Genomic DNA, 13,485 nt, shown 5'->3' on the forward strand with positions numbered 1-13,485 from the left:
GGGGTTGGGGGTGCGCCGACTGCTTCGCGGACGCGGGACGCCTCGTGGAGGCGGGGGCGCCCGGCACCGCCCGGGCCCTGCCGCCGTCCGCCCGGCTCCGGACGGCAGGCGAGCGGAACCGGCCGACGACAGACGACCGGCCACGGACGGCGGACGACCGACCGCGAACGGCGGAAGGGCGGCCCGAGGACGGTCAGTTCAGCGTGACCTGACGGCTCGTCAGGCCGCTGCGTGCCCGGCGCTCCTCGCCGGACAGCGGCGACTCGTCGGCCAGCGCCTTGTTCAGCCGCTCCGCGAACGCGGCGGCCGGCTTCTCGACGTCCGCCGCGCCCACACCGGTCGGCAGGTCCCAGACGGGCACGGTCAGTCCGTGCGCGCGGAACGAGCCGACGAGGCGGGTGCCCTCGCCGAGCGACGACTCACCGGCCGCGTGCAGCCGCGCGAGCGCGTCCAGCAGCTTCTCCTCCGGGTGGGTCATCACCCAGCGCAGGTGGTTCTTCTCGGGGGTCTCGCACCAGTACGCGCCCTCGGCCCCGGTGAGCCGGACGGTCGGGATCGCGGCGGCGTTGGCCCGCTCCAGCGAGGCGGCCACCTCGCCGGTGGCGTTCTCGGCGTTCTCGACCCAGAACTCGAAACCGGTGTGCACCTCGGGCTCGAAGGGAGCCGAGAGGTCCAGCAGGTCCTGGAGCCGCGGCCCGTCGCCGCCGGTGCGGGAACCGCCGACGGGGGTGCCCGGCTCGGCGGCGAGGGCGCGCTGGAGGGTGTCCGCGAGGTCGCGGCTGAGGTCGCCGGTCGCGGTGTCGTTCTGCAGGCCGAGCAGGACGGCGCCGTTGTCACGGCGCAGGGCCGGCCAGGCCATGGGCAGCACGGTCGCCAGGGTCACCGAGGGCACGCCCTCCGGCAGCCCGTCCTTGAGGGTGAGCCGCACGGTGGCGGCGGGCACCAGCTCGCGCAGGGCGACCCAGTCGGCCTCGCCCGGCAGGCCCTCGAAGGGCCGCTGGACCAGCTCGGCCGAGGCGTGGGCGGCCTGCTGGCCGTGGCACGCCTTGTAGCGGCGGCCCGAGCCGCAGGGGCAGGGCTCGCGGGCACCGACGACGGGGATCGGCCCGTCGACGGCCCGCGGTGCGGCGGCCTTGGTCTGGGGGCGGCGCTTCTTGGCCATGGCGTGCGTGTCTCCCGATCGATGCTTCCGACTCCGGGCCTCGGGGTTCCGGCGCCGCGGCGCTCCGTCTCCGGATGCCCGACGTCCGGATCTCCGGTACCGGATCTCCTGTCGCCGGACTCCCGGCGTCCGGCCGTCCGCTCCGGACGTCCGCCCGCCGGCCCGCCGGCTGCCGGCCGGATGCTCCGGCCCGTACGGGCGCGAGCCTAGCGCCCGCTCGCACGCGGGGTGGGAGGCCCCGGCCCCGCCCTTTCACCGTTTCTTGCGGGGGCGAGCCCCCGCACCCCCGAAACCGCGCTCCGCGCGGTTGTCCTCAAACGCCGGACGGGCTGGTTTTCCAGCCCGTCCGGCGTTTGAGGACCTCGCGGCGAAGCCGCGATGCCGGGGGTCCGGGGCCCCCTTCCGGCTCGCCGTCCGCATCCGGGGCGGGGGCCGGCGCCCCGAGGGGGCGGCCGTCGCGGAGGCCCGTGGTCCAGTCGGGGGCCGGGGCCCCTGGACCCTTGCTTCGCGGCTCGGCGGAGGCATCGGTTCCGGGGCGCGGAGGGCGTCACTCGCGTGACTCCTGTCACAACTCCCGCTGTCAGCCCGGAAATCGGCGTCCGGAAATCCACGATCGAATTTGCGAACCGCCGATCTCTTGTTACCGTTCTAGGAGCCCGGTCGCTGGTGCATCCCCCGTCGCCAGCGATCGGGCGCTTCCATGCCCGGATGCCGGCGGAACCCGCCGCGGATCACCGGGCGTCTCCGGGAGCGGGCCCTGCGGGAATCCCCCGGGCCGCCCCGCCGCCCCTCTTCGAAGCCCGCAGGCCGAGGCCACGACGTTTCTCCTGTCCGGCGGCGACGGCCGCCACGAGGCGGCCCGGCGGCGGCGCGGAACGCCGGCCCCTCGCCGGAGCTGGGCGTTCCGCGCGGGCCGCGCTAATCCTCCGCGCTCTCCGGCGAGTTGCTGCCGGAGCGGAGGAGCAGCTTCCCTTCGGCCGAGGCGATCTCCGCGACCGCCGCATACGCGCCATGTCCGGGCACGGTCCGCCGCCGGGGGGTCTCACAGGTGTCCGGGGCGTCCGTCGCGGGCATCGGGCAGCGCACCTGGAGCGAGCCGCCGTCCGGCGCCATCAAGGTCAACACGCCGGTGACCGGAGCGTCGGTGCCGTTCCGGTAGTACGTCCGCGCCCAGGTCTCCGCGCCCTCGGTCAGCACACAGGTCTGGGCCTCCAGGCCCTCGGGCGAGTCGAGTTCGGGGCCGCAGCGGGTCACGGCGGGCGGCTCGGCCGGGCCCGCGGGCGGCGCGGCGGCGGGCCACGCGCCCCGTTCCGCGCCGGGGCCGCCACCGGCGCCCGTCCCCTTGCGCGCGCCGTCCGTCAGGGCACCGGCCGCCGCGACCGCGTCACCGGCCGTGTCCCCGAGGTCCCCCAGGGCCCCGGCTCCCTTCGCACCGGCCGGACGGACACCCACCGGTTTCCGGTCCGGTCCGGCCTTCGACCGGCCGGCCGGGGCCGCGGGGCCCGCCGTCGCCGCCGCGAGCGGCAGGACGACGGCGAGCGCCACCGCGGCCGCGAGCGCGACCATCCGGAGATTCGCTGCACGTTGCTGGGACACGCCGGGCACACCGGACGCACGCTCCATGGGACCACCTGCGACTCGCCGCGGACACTGGACGCGGGGCGGTCGGAACGCGCCCCGCCGGACCGGCGCGGCCGATTGGGGCGTCCGGTCGGAACCCGCCGGCGACGACCGGCGTTCGACCGGCACCGCTTCCGACGCAGGCCCGGTCCCCGAACATAGCGGCCCCCACCCCCGGCACCCCGCCGTTCACCACCCGAATCCCGCAGTTCTCGGCGCGGCTTGCACCCGTACGAGTGAGAGCGCGTGCGTCTCCCGTCCGTACGCGCTCCACGGGCGAGCCGCGCCCGAGCGATGCGTTCCGGGGTTCCGGGGCCGTGGCACCCGGTCTTCCGGCGGCGGCCGTCCAATGCGGCCGTCGAGTAAGGCCGTTCATTACGGCCGGTCCGCGCGGCCGGTCCGTGCGGCCGTTCGTGCGGCCGGTCAGTACGCCAGCCGGCTGCCGCCGCCGGTCGAGCCGGTGGCCGCGCTCTGCTCGACCAGGACGTCGACCACCGAGGCCACGTCCGGCAGCCAGGGCCGCGCCCCCGCGGCCGCTCCGCCGGCCGTCCGCCCGGACGCCCGGCCGGCGCGGTTCCGCCCGGATCCGGAGGACGGCGCGCCGACGGGCTGCGGCGCCCGCTCCCAGCGGGCCCGGCCGGGGCCCGTGGTGGACGGGGGGAGGACGACGTAACCGCCGTCGCCGTGGAAGCGGAGCGAACCGGGCACCCACTCCTGGTTGTGCAGCAGCTCGCCGAGCACCTCCAGCGAATAGGGCGCCACCAGGAGCGTCCAGCGCGTCGGCGTGGCCACCACCGGGCCGAGGCGCACGCCCGCGCGGTCGAAGGCCGCCAGCGCGCGCGCCCCGGCGATCGCGGGAAGGCTCACGGCACTCGCCGCGCGCCCCCCGGTGGCGAGGACGACCGGCGCCTCCGGGCGGTTGGTCCACCACCAGCGGACCATCCGCGCGTCCGTGGTGGCCGCCAGCAGCCCGGGGTCGAACGGGTGGGCGCCCGGGACCGCGCAGTCCGGGTGGGCGCAGCCGCATTCGCGCACGCGGCCGATGCCGGGCCGGAGGCCCACACCGGGGAGTACGGGCCACTGCCACTCCGTGGCGTAGGTCAGGGCCGCGGTGACCACCGCGGACCGGCCGGGCCGCCGGAGCGAGAGCTTGCGTCGCCTTCCGAGGATCTCGCGCATGAGCGCTCGTTCCTTTCCGTGAACGCCGAAGGTGGGCCCCGGTCGGAGACCAGGGCCGTCAGGGCACTGCATTCGTTGCTTCCGGGCACTGCATTCGTTGCAGGTGCAGCACTGCGTGTCGCATTACATGGCACTACGGGCGCCGCTTCGCGCGGCACTCGACGCGCCGCCGCGCTTCATGGTCGGCGCACCACATGGATCACAGGTCACTGCGCGTACAACGCAGCGCATCACGCCTGGGGCCGAGCGTGAAACATGGCGGAGGGTGGCGCACGCATGGCGCTTGGTGCTGGGGCCGGTACGCCCCTCGCCCACGGCATGGGTTCCCCCACGCCACTCGGGGACGGGCACGGCCGTTGCCGGGTAAGACGCCCGGGCCTTCCGCCGGGTTCCGGGGCGCCCCCAACTCCCCCTGCCCTTCCTCAAGTACGTACCCACCGCGGTGGCGGTGACGCGCTGTCGAGCACGGCCAGTCGACCGCAATTCGGCGAGCACAGCACTATTTTCCGGCCAACTTCAAAACCCCTCAGACACCATCATTCCCACTGGTCCAATGCTGGACATCGCCTCACCGGGGCGTGTACATGTGGAGTCACCGATAGCGCGCACCACGACAGGGGGTTTGCGGTGCTATTCCATGGAACAAGCAGGCCGACGGGCTGGTCGAAACCGGACGCCGGAGCTCTGCGGACGCCCTCCGGGGCGGACCCCGGGGCCGTCTCCGCACGGGTCCGGCGGAGCAGACGGCCATGAGCGCCCCCCACCTCCCGAAAGTGGCCGGAATCGATCCGTCCCTCCCCGCCCCGGCCGTGGCTTCTGCTTCCGCCGCGTGCCCCGCGAACGCCGCCGCCTCCCCCCTCGCCGGCGCCACGGACCCGTCCGGCGCCACGGACCCGTCCGGCACCACGGACCCGTCCGGCACCATGACTCCCCCGAACACCGGCCCTCCCCGCGGCCCCCAGCGCCCCGACGGCCTCGTCCAGGACCGGCTCGCCGGCTGGGTCTCGGACCTCACCACACTCCAGGAACTCACCGAGCGCCTCACCCGCACCACGGATCTGGACGACGCGCTGCGTGAACTCCTGCGCGCCGGCGCGTCCCTCCTGGGCGCCGGCCGCGGCCTGGTCACCCTCCACCCGGTCGACGACTCCGGCCGTACGGCGACCGCCACGCTCGGGCTCGGCCGCGCGGACCTCGGCCACTTGGAGACCATTCCGCACGTCCAGCAGGCCCCGCAGGCCTCGGACAGCTCGCGGACCGCAGACACCTTGCAAGCCCCGCACACCTCGCACGCATCCCCGCCCCCCTCCTCTCCTCCCGCACCCTCCTCGCGCCCGTCGCCCCCCGCGCCTGCCCCCTCCGCCACGTCCCATCCGTACGTTCACCTCCTGGAGGGACTGCCGCCCGTCGGCGCCCGCTCCGGCACCGCCCGCCCCGACATCCCCGGCGAGGAGGGCCTGGACCCCCGGCACCGCGAGGTCGCGGCCCGGCTCGGGTACGCCGCGAGCTACGCGATGCCCCTGGACGCCGCCGCCCCGCCGGACACCCCCTCGTCCGGCCCGGCACAGGACACCCCCGTACAGAACGCCTCCGCGCACGACAGTCCCGCCCAACCCGGTCCCGCGCAGGACGCCCCCGCCGAGCCCCCGCCGGACCGCCGGATCGGCGCCGCCGTCTGGCTCTACGACGAACCGGCCGAACCCACCGAGCGCCAGCGCCGGCTCGCCGCCCGCTACTGCGCCCACGCGGCCGGGCACCTGGCCCGGCTGCTGGAGCTCGGCCGCGCCCGCGCCGCCCTGGCCGCGCTCCACGGCGAGCTGCTTCCCGGCCGGCTGCCGCGCGTCGCCGGGATCCGGCTCGCGGTGCGGCACCGCACCGGGCCGCGCGGCGGCGGTGACTGGTACGACGCGCTCCCCCTCCCCGAGGGCGCGCTCGGCCTCGCCGTCGGCGGGATCACCGGATCGGGTCCGTCCGCCGTCGCGGCGACCGGCCGGCTGCGGGCGTCCCTGCGGGCGTACGCGGTGATGGAGGGCGAGGATCCGGTCGCCGTCCTCTCCGACCTGGAACTCCTGCTGCGGCTGACCGAGCCCGCCCGCTCCGCCACCGCTCTCTTCGCCTACTGCGACCCGGCCAGCCGCAAGGTCGTCGTCGCCGCGGCGGGCCACTGCTCGCCGCTGATCATCGGCGACCACCGCACCGAGTACGTGGAGACCTCGCTCTCCGCGCCGCTGGGCATGCTGGCCTGCTGGGAGGCGCCCAGCGTCGAGATCGAACCGGCGCCGGGGGAAACGCTCCTGCTCTACAGCGACGGGCTGCTGCACCGCACCGGCGACGCGATGGACCGGGCCTTCGCCCGGCTGCACGCGGCGGCGGCGAGCGTCCCCCGCGAGGCGCGGCGGGATCCGGAGGCGGTGGCCGACCACGTCCTCCGCACGGTCCTGCCGGACGACACCGACGCCACCGACGCCACGGCCGCCCGCGGCCGGGGGCCAGGCGGCGGAACGGCCGCATCCGGCGGATCCGACGTCTCCGGCGGATATGACGAACTCCGCTCCGGCGAGGACGTCGTCCTCCTGGTGGCACATTTCGACTGACACATCCAGGTTCGTCCGCATGTGAATCCGGACGTATGCCCCTCCTCCAGCCGCCCCCGGCGCTCCCCCGCCCACCTACGATGGGAGCGGCCCCGTTCGAGGAGGAAAGCATGACCGAGCAGCCCGCGCCCGAGAACCCCGAAGGCGACGAGCCGATCAAGCAGCGGAAGAACGGCCTCTACCCGGCCGTCTCCGACGAGCTCGCCGAGAACATGAAGAGCGGCTGGGCCGACACCGAGCTGCACGACCTGCGGCCGATACCCCAGGCCGAGGAGACGGCGCGGCGCCGCGCCGAGCTCTCCGCGCGCTTCCCGGGCGAGCGCCTGGTGATCCCCGCGGGCAACCTCAAGACCCGCTCGAACGACACCGAGTACGCCTTCCGCGCCTCGACCGAGTACGTCTACCTCACCGGCGACCAGACGCAGGACGGCGTCCTGGTCCTGGAGCCGACGGCGGACGGCCACGACGCCACGCTCTACCTGCTGCCCCGCTCGAACCGCGAGAACGGCGAGTTCTGGCTCGACGGCATGGGCGAGCTCTGGGTCGGCCGCCGGTACAGCCTCGCCGAGGGCGAGCGGCTCTACGGCCTGCCCTGCGCCGACGTGCGCGAGCTGACCGCCGCCCTCGCCCAGGCCACCGGCCCGGTCCGCGCCGTCCGCGGCCACGACGCCGGCATCGAGACCGCGCTCACCGACAAGGTCACCGCCGAGCGCGACGAGGAACTGCGGATCTTCATCAGCGAGCAGCGGCTCGTGAAGGACGCCTTCGAGGTCGCCGAGCTGCAGAAGGCCGTGGACTCCACCGTCCGGGGCTTCGAGGACGTCGTGAAGGTCCTCGACAAGGCGGAGGCCACCTCCGAGCGCTACATCGAGGGCACGTTCTTCCTCCGCGCCCGGGTCGAGGGCAACGACATCGGCTACGGCTCCATCTGCGCCGCCGGCCCGCACGCCACCACCCTGCACTGGGTGCGCAACGACGGCCCGGTCCGCGCCGGTGAGCTGCTGCTCCTGGACGCGGGCGTGGAGACCCACACCCTCTACACCGCCGACGTCACCCGGACGCTGCCCGTCAACGGCACGTACACCGAGCTCCAGCGCAAGATCTACGACGCCGTGTACGAGGCGCAGGAGGCCGGCATCGCCGCGGTGAAGCCGGGCGCGAAGTTCCGCGACTTCCACGACGCCGCCCAGCGCGTCCTCGCCGAGAAGCTCGTCGCGTGGGGCCTGGTCGAGGGCCCGGTCGAGCGCGTCCTGGAGCTCGGCCTCCAGCGCCGCTGGACGCTCCACGGCACCGGCCACATGCTCGGCCTGGACGTCCACGACTGCGCGGTCGCCCGCACCGAGACGTACGTGGACGGCGTCCTGGAGCCCGGCATGGTCCTGACGGTCGAGCCCGGCCTCTACTTCCAGGCCGACGACCTGACCGTGCCCGAGGAGTACCGCGGCATCGGCGTCCGCATCGAGGACGACATCCTCGTCACCGAGGACGGCAACCGGAACCTCTCCGACGGCCTGCCCCGGACGTCCTCCGACGTCGAGGCGTGGATGGCGCGGCTGAAGGGCTGAGGCCCGGATCCATCGGCGGCGGCGCGGCCCGGCGGGGTTTTCCCCGACCGGCCGCGCCGCCGCCGTTTCTCACAGCGCCAGGAGCGCGCCGTGCGCCTCGGCCCGGACGTCCCGGAGCGGGCGGAGCGCGAGGCGCATCAGGACGAGGGCGTTGTCGTCCCCGGCGATGCGGTTGGCGCTCAGTTCGCCGCAGGAGCGGCACTCGTGGATGATCAGCCACTCGCCGTCCGGGCGGACGGACAGGCTCAGCGCCTCCATCCGGCCCCGGCAGGCCGCGGCCCGGTCACCCGGAACGCGCCCGTCGACATGCAGGCTGACCAGGCAGTGCGGGCAGTGGTTGCGGTGCGCCGTACCGGGTGCGGCCAGGGGCACGCCGAGCCGGCAGCCCACACACCGGAAGTCGGCCGTCCGGTGGCCGCCCTGCCCGTGCAGGACGTCCTTGCGGCGCTGCGGGCGGCGTGAACGCCCGTCGTCACGAGGGTACTTGCGTCGCGGCATATTGCGTCTCCTCTCCCTCGCGCCGCTCAGATGTCCCCGAACGCTTCCAGCGGGAACGGGGGTTGGGCGAGCGGGCGGACGGCCATCCGCATCAGGATCAGCCGGTTGTCGTCCGCGCGGACGGGGGTGGAGGTGAGCTCGTCGCAGCGTACGCAGCGGTGGACGACCATCCAGTCGCCGGTGCGCAGCACGGCGATGGAGATGGGCGTCATCCGGCCGAGGCACTGCGAGGGGCCGCCCCCGGCATGGTCGACGACGTGCCGGGAGTGCAGACAGGACGGGCAGTGGTCGCGTCGGCGGCCGTCGGCCGCGAGAGCGGAGACGGTCAGGCCGCAGTGGACGCAGGGGAAGGTGTCGGTCTTGCCGAAGCCGCCGATGGTGGGGGCGTGGTCGTGGTGGTGGGTGGACACCCGGGGTCTCCTCGCTGGGAAGTTCTCGCTGTCAGCAGGAGGGGCCGAGCGGTCCTCGGGGGTTCCGCGGGTTACGCGGTGCGTCGAGGGGCGCTCGGCGCGGTCCGGGTCGTCTTCATGCACACCTCTTCTTTCGGGGTTCGGGGTCGGGTCCCGGTGGGGACGGGCGGAACGTAGCAGCGGGCGTTCCGGCGTCGCCAGCGGTTTTTCGCGGGCTTCGCGCGCGGTGGGGGTGCCCCGGTCCCGCCCCTTCGCCGATTCCTGGGGCTGCGCCCCCAGACCCCCGCTTGTCGCGGCTTCGCCGCTCGTCCTCAAACGTCGGACGGGCTGAAGTTTCGCCGGGGTGTCGAAATCCCGCGTCCCGCTCCGTCCCCGGTGCGAACGCGGCCAGAATGGGCCGCACCAGCACCTAGGGAGACCCCACGATGGCCAAGTACCTGCTGCTGAAGCACTACCGCGGCGCCCCGGCTCCGGTGAACAACGTGCCCATGGATCAGTGGACGCCGGAGGAGATCTCGGCGCATGTGCGGTTCATGCACGACTTCGCGGCCCGGCTGGAGGAGACCGGGGAGTTCGTCGACGGGAACGCGCTCGCTCCCGAGGGGGAGTGGGTCCGTTACGACGGGGAGGGGCGGCCGCCGGTGACCGACGGGCCGTTCGCCGAGACCAAGGATCTGATCGCCGGCTGGATGCTCATCGACGTCGACAGCCACGAGCGGGCCGTCGAGCTGGCCGGGGAGCTGTCGGCCGCGCCGGGGGCCGGGGGGAAGCCGATTCACGAGTGGCTGGAGGTGCGGCCGGTGATGACGGCGGAGCCCGGCGTCACCGAGTGCCATTGATGGACGAGCTCCTGCTCAGGAGCCTCACGCCACGCGTCCTCGCCGTTCTCGTCCGCCGCGGAGCCGACTTCGCGGCGGCCGAGGACGCCGTGCAGGACGCGCTGGTCGAGGCGCTCCGGGTCTGGCCGGACGATCCTCCGCGGGATCCGAAGGGCTGGCTGATCACCGTCGCGTGGCGGAAGTTCCTCGACGCGACGCGGGCGGACGCCGCCCGCCGCCGGCGCGAGGACCGCGTCGAGGAGGAGCCGCCGCCCGGGCCCGCGCCCGCGGTGGACGACACGCTCCGGCTCTACTTCCTGTGCGCGCACCCGTCGCTGACGCCGTCGTCCGCGGTCGCGCTCACGCTGCGCGCCGTCGGCGGGCTGACCACGCGGCAGATCGCCCGCGCTTATCTGGTTCCCGAGGCGACGATGGCGCAGCGCATCAGCCGGGCCAAGCGCACGGTCTCCGGCGTGCGCTTCGACCGGCCCGGTGACGTCGCGACCGTGCTGCGCGTCCTCTACCTGGTCTTCAACGAGGGCTACTCCGGCGACGTCGACCTCGCCGCCGAGGCGATCCGGCTCACCCGGCAGCTCGCGGCCGTCGTCGACCATCCCGAAGTGGCCGGGCTGCTGGCCCTCATGCTGCTCCACCACGCCCGGCGCGCCGCCCGGACCGCGCCCGACGGGAGCCTGGTGCCGCTCGCCGAGCAGGACCGCGGCCGCTGGGACACCGCGCTGATCGCCGAGGGCGTCGGGATCCTGCAGGCGGCGCTGGCCCGCGACCGGCTGGGCGAGTTCCAGGCCCAGGCCGCCGTCGCCGCGCTGCACGCGGACGCGCCGACCGCCGGGGAGACCGACTGGCCGCAGATCGTGGAGTGGTACGACGAGCTCGTGCGTCTGACCGACAGCCCGGTCGTCCGGCTCAACCGCGCGGTGGCCGTCGGGGAGGCCGACGGACCGCGCGCCGGCCTGGCGGCGCTCGCGGCGCTGGACGCCTCCCTGCCCCGGCACACCGCGGTGGCGGCGTACCTCCACGAGCGCGACGGCGACCTGACGACGGCGGCCCGGCTGTACGCCGAGGCGGCCCTCAAGGCACCCACCCTCGCCGAGCGCGACCACCTGACGCGCCGGGCCGCGCGGCTCAACGCCCGTCGCCGGGGTCGCTGACGCCCGGGTCCCTCTCCCCCGGGCACCCGGCGCGGCGCCGCCCGCATCCGGCGTGCGCCCACCAGTTCGGTGGGGTGGGGTCGGGCCCCCGCCCGTACGGCTCCCAGCGGCCAGGGCAGCGGTCAGGACGCCTTCAGCAGCGCGTCCTCGCGCCATTTGAGGATCTTGTCGAAGGTGACGACCGCCCCCTGCCGCCCCGGGCGGTTGCGGACGTGGACGTGGTCGGTGAGGGACTCGATGAGGAACAGGCCCCGGCCGTGCTCATCGTGAGCGGGGGCGGGAGCGGGGGTTCGCGCTTCGGCGCGGTGCGGGAGGTGGCGGGGCGCCCTGAGGCCCGTGGGGCTCGGAGGACTCGCGGAGCCCTCGGAGGAGGCGAAGCCCGGGCCCGAGTCGGTGACCTCGATGCGGCAGGTGTCCCCGTCGATGCGGGCCGTCACCCGGTAGCCGGTGGACGCGTCACCGCCGTGCTCGACGGCGTTGGCACATGCCTCGCTGAGGGCCACCGCCAGGTCGTAGGCCGTCTCGGGGTCGACCCCGGCCGTCTCCATCGCACCGACCAGCAGCCGCCGGGCGAGCGGAACGCTCGCAGCCTCGCGCCGCAAATGGAGTGACCACCAGATGCTCATGCTCAGCCTCCTGGCCGCGGCTCGACATACCGATACCTATAGCCGTGCGCGACACGTGGTAAGCCTGCCGGGCGTGTGAGTCCGCTCATTCGGCGGATGCGACGGGACGGCGCATTGGGGTATGCGGTGGACCCTGCCGTGGGGAGGGCGTGCGTCCGGTGGGATGATGGCGCGGCCATGCCTCACCCCGTCGCGCGCGCCGGCGCCGATCTGCGACTGCTCCGGGCCGCGGTGTTCACCGCGGTCTGCGTTCTGCTGTCCGCGGCCGGGCACGCGCTGGCGTCCTGCGCACCCGTTCCGGTATGGACGCTGGCGGCGGGCTTCGCGGTGGTGTTCGGGCTCGTCGCGCCGCTGGCCGGGCGGGAGCGCTCGCTGCCGGGGATCGCGGCCTGCCTGGCGGTGGGCCAGGTGGCGCTGCACGCGCTGTTCGCCGTGGGCCAGCGCGGCCCGGAGGCGTCCTCGCGCACCGGTCACGACGGTCCGCTGGTCTCCTTCGCCGGCCGGCTGCTGTGCAACCAGCGGCCCCCGGCCTCCGCGGCCGAGGCGCGCCGGATCCTCACCGACGCCGGGGTCGGCGCCCCGGCACCGGCCCCGGCACCGGTCACTGGAAACGTCCACGGCGGCGACGGCCCGTGGGACGCCGTCGCGCACGTCCTGATGCCCTCGCCGACGATGCTGCTCGGCCATCTGCTCGCGGCCCTGGCCGTCGGCTGGCTGCTGTGGCGTGGCGAGGCGGCGCTGTGGCGCCTGGTGCGGCTGTCGGAGCGGCCCGCGCGCGGCGTCGTGGAGGCCGCGCTGGTCCGCGCGCTGCGCGCGGCGGCGGGGCTCGTCCGCGCCTTCCTGGCCGGTGTCCCGCGGCAGCCGGTGGTCCGCGCGCGGCGGACGGGCGGGGACGACGAGCGTCCGGCGCGCGAGCCGGAGCTCCAGCACGTCGTGGTCAGGCGGGGCCCGCCGCGGTACGCCCTCGCGGCCTGAGCACGCGTCGCACTCCGCCGTACGGCGGGAGGGCGGACGCGTGGTGGCCGCACGCGTGCCACCTCATCCGCCCCCTCCTGCACAGGGAGTGTTTCCGCATGCACACCAAGACCACGATGACCGCTGCCCGCACCCGTCTCGCCGTCCGTGCCGGCCGTCTCGCCGCCGTCGGCACCGCCGCCGCGGCCGGGGTGCTGTTCCTCGCCGGGCCCGCCTCGGCGCACGTCAGCGTCCAGCCCGGGACCGCCGAGAAGGGCGGCTACAGCACGATCTCGATCAAGGTGCCGAACGAGAAGGACAACGCCTCGACGGTCAAGGTCGAGCTGGCCCTCGATCCTCAGCACCCACTCGTCTCCGTGATGCCACAGGCGGTGCCGGGCTGGGACGTGAAGGTCGAGAAGACCAAGCTGGACAAGCCGGTGCGGATGCACGGCAAGTCCATCGACGAGGCCGTCAGCAAGGTCGTGTGGACCGGCGGCAAGATCGAGCCCGGGAACTTCCAGCAGTTCCCGCTGTCGGTCGGGCAGCTGCCCACCGACGCCGACCAGCTGGTCTTCAAGGCGCTCCAGACGTACTCCGACGACGACGTGGTGCGCTGGATCGACCCGTCGAAGCCGGGCGGCGAGGAGCCCGAGCACCCCGCCCCCGTCCTGAAGCTCGTCGACAAGCCGGCCGCCGGGAAGCCCGCGGACGACGGCAAGAACAACCAGGGCACCGCGACCGCGGCCGTCACCTCGGGCGGCGACGGTGACTCCACCGACACCACCGCGCGCGTCCTCGGCGTCGTCGGCATCGTCGTCGGTGTGGCGGGCGCCGCCTTCGGCGTGCTCGCCGGACGCCGCCGCCCGGCGGCCTGACGCACGGAACGG

At 75.0% G+C, this 13,485-nt stretch carries 12 protein-coding genes; 6 read left to right on the forward strand and 6 right to left on the reverse strand.

What is annotated here, in order from left to right:
• Positions 1 to 193: 193 nt before the first annotated feature.
• The 3 genes from K7I03_RS15650 to K7I03_RS15660 all read right to left on the reverse strand — a co-directional run bounded on the left by K7I03_RS15650 (position 194) and on the right by K7I03_RS15660 (position 3,961).
• The gene (locus K7I03_RS15650; RefSeq protein WP_185942461.1) at positions 194 to 1,162 is read right to left on the reverse strand and encodes a DUF5926 family protein; all 969 of its coding nucleotides are present in this window, start codon (positions 1,160 to 1,162) and stop codon (positions 194 to 196) included.
• 918 nt (positions 1,163 to 2,080) lie between these two features.
• Entirely contained in the window at positions 2,081 to 2,785 is a 705-nt protein-coding gene (locus K7I03_RS15655; RefSeq protein WP_224347068.1) for a hypothetical protein, read from the reverse strand.
• 420 nt (positions 2,786 to 3,205) lie between these two features.
• On the reverse strand, positions 3,206 to 3,961 hold the full coding sequence (locus tag K7I03_RS15660) for a bifunctional DNA primase/polymerase (RefSeq protein ID WP_185940455.1): 756 nt from the start codon (positions 3,959 to 3,961) through the stop codon (positions 3,206 to 3,208).
• Positions 3,962 to 4,710: 749 nt separating this feature from the next.
• Between K7I03_RS15660 and K7I03_RS15665 the strand changes: the two genes are divergently transcribed.
• Positions 4,711 to 6,555: a PP2C family protein-serine/threonine phosphatase gene (locus K7I03_RS15665; protein ID WP_185940454.1), complete on the forward strand. Its 1,845-nt coding sequence runs from the start codon at positions 4,711 to 4,713 to the stop codon at positions 6,553 to 6,555.
• 110 nt (positions 6,556 to 6,665) lie between these two features.
• The gene (locus K7I03_RS15670) at positions 6,666 to 8,120 is read left to right on the forward strand and encodes an aminopeptidase P family protein (protein ID WP_185940453.1); all 1,455 of its coding nucleotides are present in this window, start codon (positions 6,666 to 6,668) and stop codon (positions 8,118 to 8,120) included.
• A gap of 69 nt (positions 8,121 to 8,189) precedes the next feature.
• Here the strand turns inward: K7I03_RS15670 and K7I03_RS15675 are convergent, their stop codons facing one another.
• Positions 8,190 to 8,618, reverse strand: coding sequence for an RNHCP domain-containing protein (locus K7I03_RS15675; RefSeq protein WP_185940452.1), 429 nt, complete (start codon positions 8,616 to 8,618; stop codon positions 8,190 to 8,192).
• 26 nt (positions 8,619 to 8,644) lie between these two features.
• On the reverse strand, positions 8,645 to 9,028 hold the full coding sequence (locus tag K7I03_RS15680) for an RNHCP domain-containing protein (protein ID WP_185940451.1): 384 nt from the start codon (positions 9,026 to 9,028) through the stop codon (positions 8,645 to 8,647).
• A gap of 425 nt (positions 9,029 to 9,453) precedes the next feature.
• Here K7I03_RS15680 and K7I03_RS15685 point away from each other — a divergent pair, with 425 nt between their 5' ends.
• Positions 9,454 to 9,867 (forward strand): YciI family protein, encoded by a 414-nt coding sequence (locus K7I03_RS15685; RefSeq protein WP_185940450.1) that lies wholly within the window; start codon positions 9,454 to 9,456, stop codon positions 9,865 to 9,867.
• The gene (locus K7I03_RS15690) at positions 9,867 to 11,015 is read left to right on the forward strand and encodes an RNA polymerase sigma factor (protein WP_185940449.1); all 1,149 of its coding nucleotides are present in this window, start codon (positions 9,867 to 9,869) and stop codon (positions 11,013 to 11,015) included. Before K7I03_RS15685 ends, K7I03_RS15690 begins: the two co-directional genes overlap by 1 nt.
• A 122-nt stretch (positions 11,016 to 11,137) precedes the next feature.
• Here the strand turns inward: K7I03_RS15690 and K7I03_RS15695 are convergent, their stop codons facing one another.
• Entirely contained in the window at positions 11,138 to 11,641 is a 504-nt protein-coding gene (locus K7I03_RS15695) for an ATP-binding protein (RefSeq protein ID WP_185940448.1), read from the reverse strand.
• Positions 11,642 to 11,818: 177 nt separating this feature from the next.
• Here K7I03_RS15695 and K7I03_RS15700 point away from each other — a divergent pair, with 177 nt between their 5' ends.
• Together K7I03_RS15700 and K7I03_RS15705 are read left to right on the forward strand one after the other, a co-directional pair.
• Positions 11,819 to 12,616: a hypothetical protein gene (locus tag K7I03_RS15700; protein ID WP_185940447.1), complete on the forward strand. Its 798-nt coding sequence runs from the start codon at positions 11,819 to 11,821 to the stop codon at positions 12,614 to 12,616.
• A gap of 98 nt (positions 12,617 to 12,714) precedes the next feature.
• Positions 12,715 to 13,473, forward strand: coding sequence for a YcnI family copper-binding membrane protein (locus K7I03_RS15705; protein WP_185940446.1), 759 nt, complete (start codon positions 12,715 to 12,717; stop codon positions 13,471 to 13,473).
• Positions 13,474 to 13,485 lie beyond the last annotated feature (12 nt).

Origin of the sequence: Streptomyces mobaraensis (genome assembly GCF_020099395.1) — a bacterium.
GTDB lineage: Bacteria > Actinomycetota > Actinomycetes > Streptomycetales > Streptomycetaceae > Streptomyces.

Excerpts from the sequence above, each read along its gene's own strand:
- K7I03_RS15650 (WP_185942461.1), bottom strand. The coding sequence starts at position 1,162 with ATGGCCAAGAAGCGCCGCCCCCAGACCAAGGCCGCCGCACCGCGGGCC.
- K7I03_RS15655 (WP_224347068.1), bottom strand. The coding sequence starts at position 2,785 with ATGGAGCGTGCGTCCGGTGTGCCCGGCGTGTCCCAGCAACGTGCAGCG.
- K7I03_RS15660 (WP_185940455.1), bottom strand. The coding sequence starts at position 3,961 with ATGCGCGAGATCCTCGGAAGGCGACGCAAGCTCTCGCTCCGGCGGCCC.
- K7I03_RS15665 (WP_185940454.1), top strand. The coding sequence starts at position 4,711 with ATGAGCGCCCCCCACCTCCCGAAAGTGGCCGGAATCGATCCGTCCCTC.
- K7I03_RS15670 (WP_185940453.1), top strand. The coding sequence starts at position 6,666 with ATGACCGAGCAGCCCGCGCCCGAGAACCCCGAAGGCGACGAGCCGATC.
- K7I03_RS15675 (WP_185940452.1), bottom strand. The coding sequence starts at position 8,618 with ATGCCGCGACGCAAGTACCCTCGTGACGACGGGCGTTCACGCCGCCCG.
- K7I03_RS15685 (WP_185940450.1), top strand. The coding sequence starts at position 9,454 with ATGGCCAAGTACCTGCTGCTGAAGCACTACCGCGGCGCCCCGGCTCCG.
- K7I03_RS15690 (WP_185940449.1), top strand. The coding sequence starts at position 9,867 with ATGGACGAGCTCCTGCTCAGGAGCCTCACGCCACGCGTCCTCGCCGTT.
- K7I03_RS15695 (WP_185940448.1), bottom strand. The coding sequence starts at position 11,641 with ATGAGCATCTGGTGGTCACTCCATTTGCGGCGCGAGGCTGCGAGCGTT.
- K7I03_RS15700 (WP_185940447.1), top strand. The coding sequence starts at position 11,819 with ATGCCTCACCCCGTCGCGCGCGCCGGCGCCGATCTGCGACTGCTCCGG.
- K7I03_RS15705 (WP_185940446.1), top strand. The coding sequence starts at position 12,715 with ATGCACACCAAGACCACGATGACCGCTGCCCGCACCCGTCTCGCCGTC.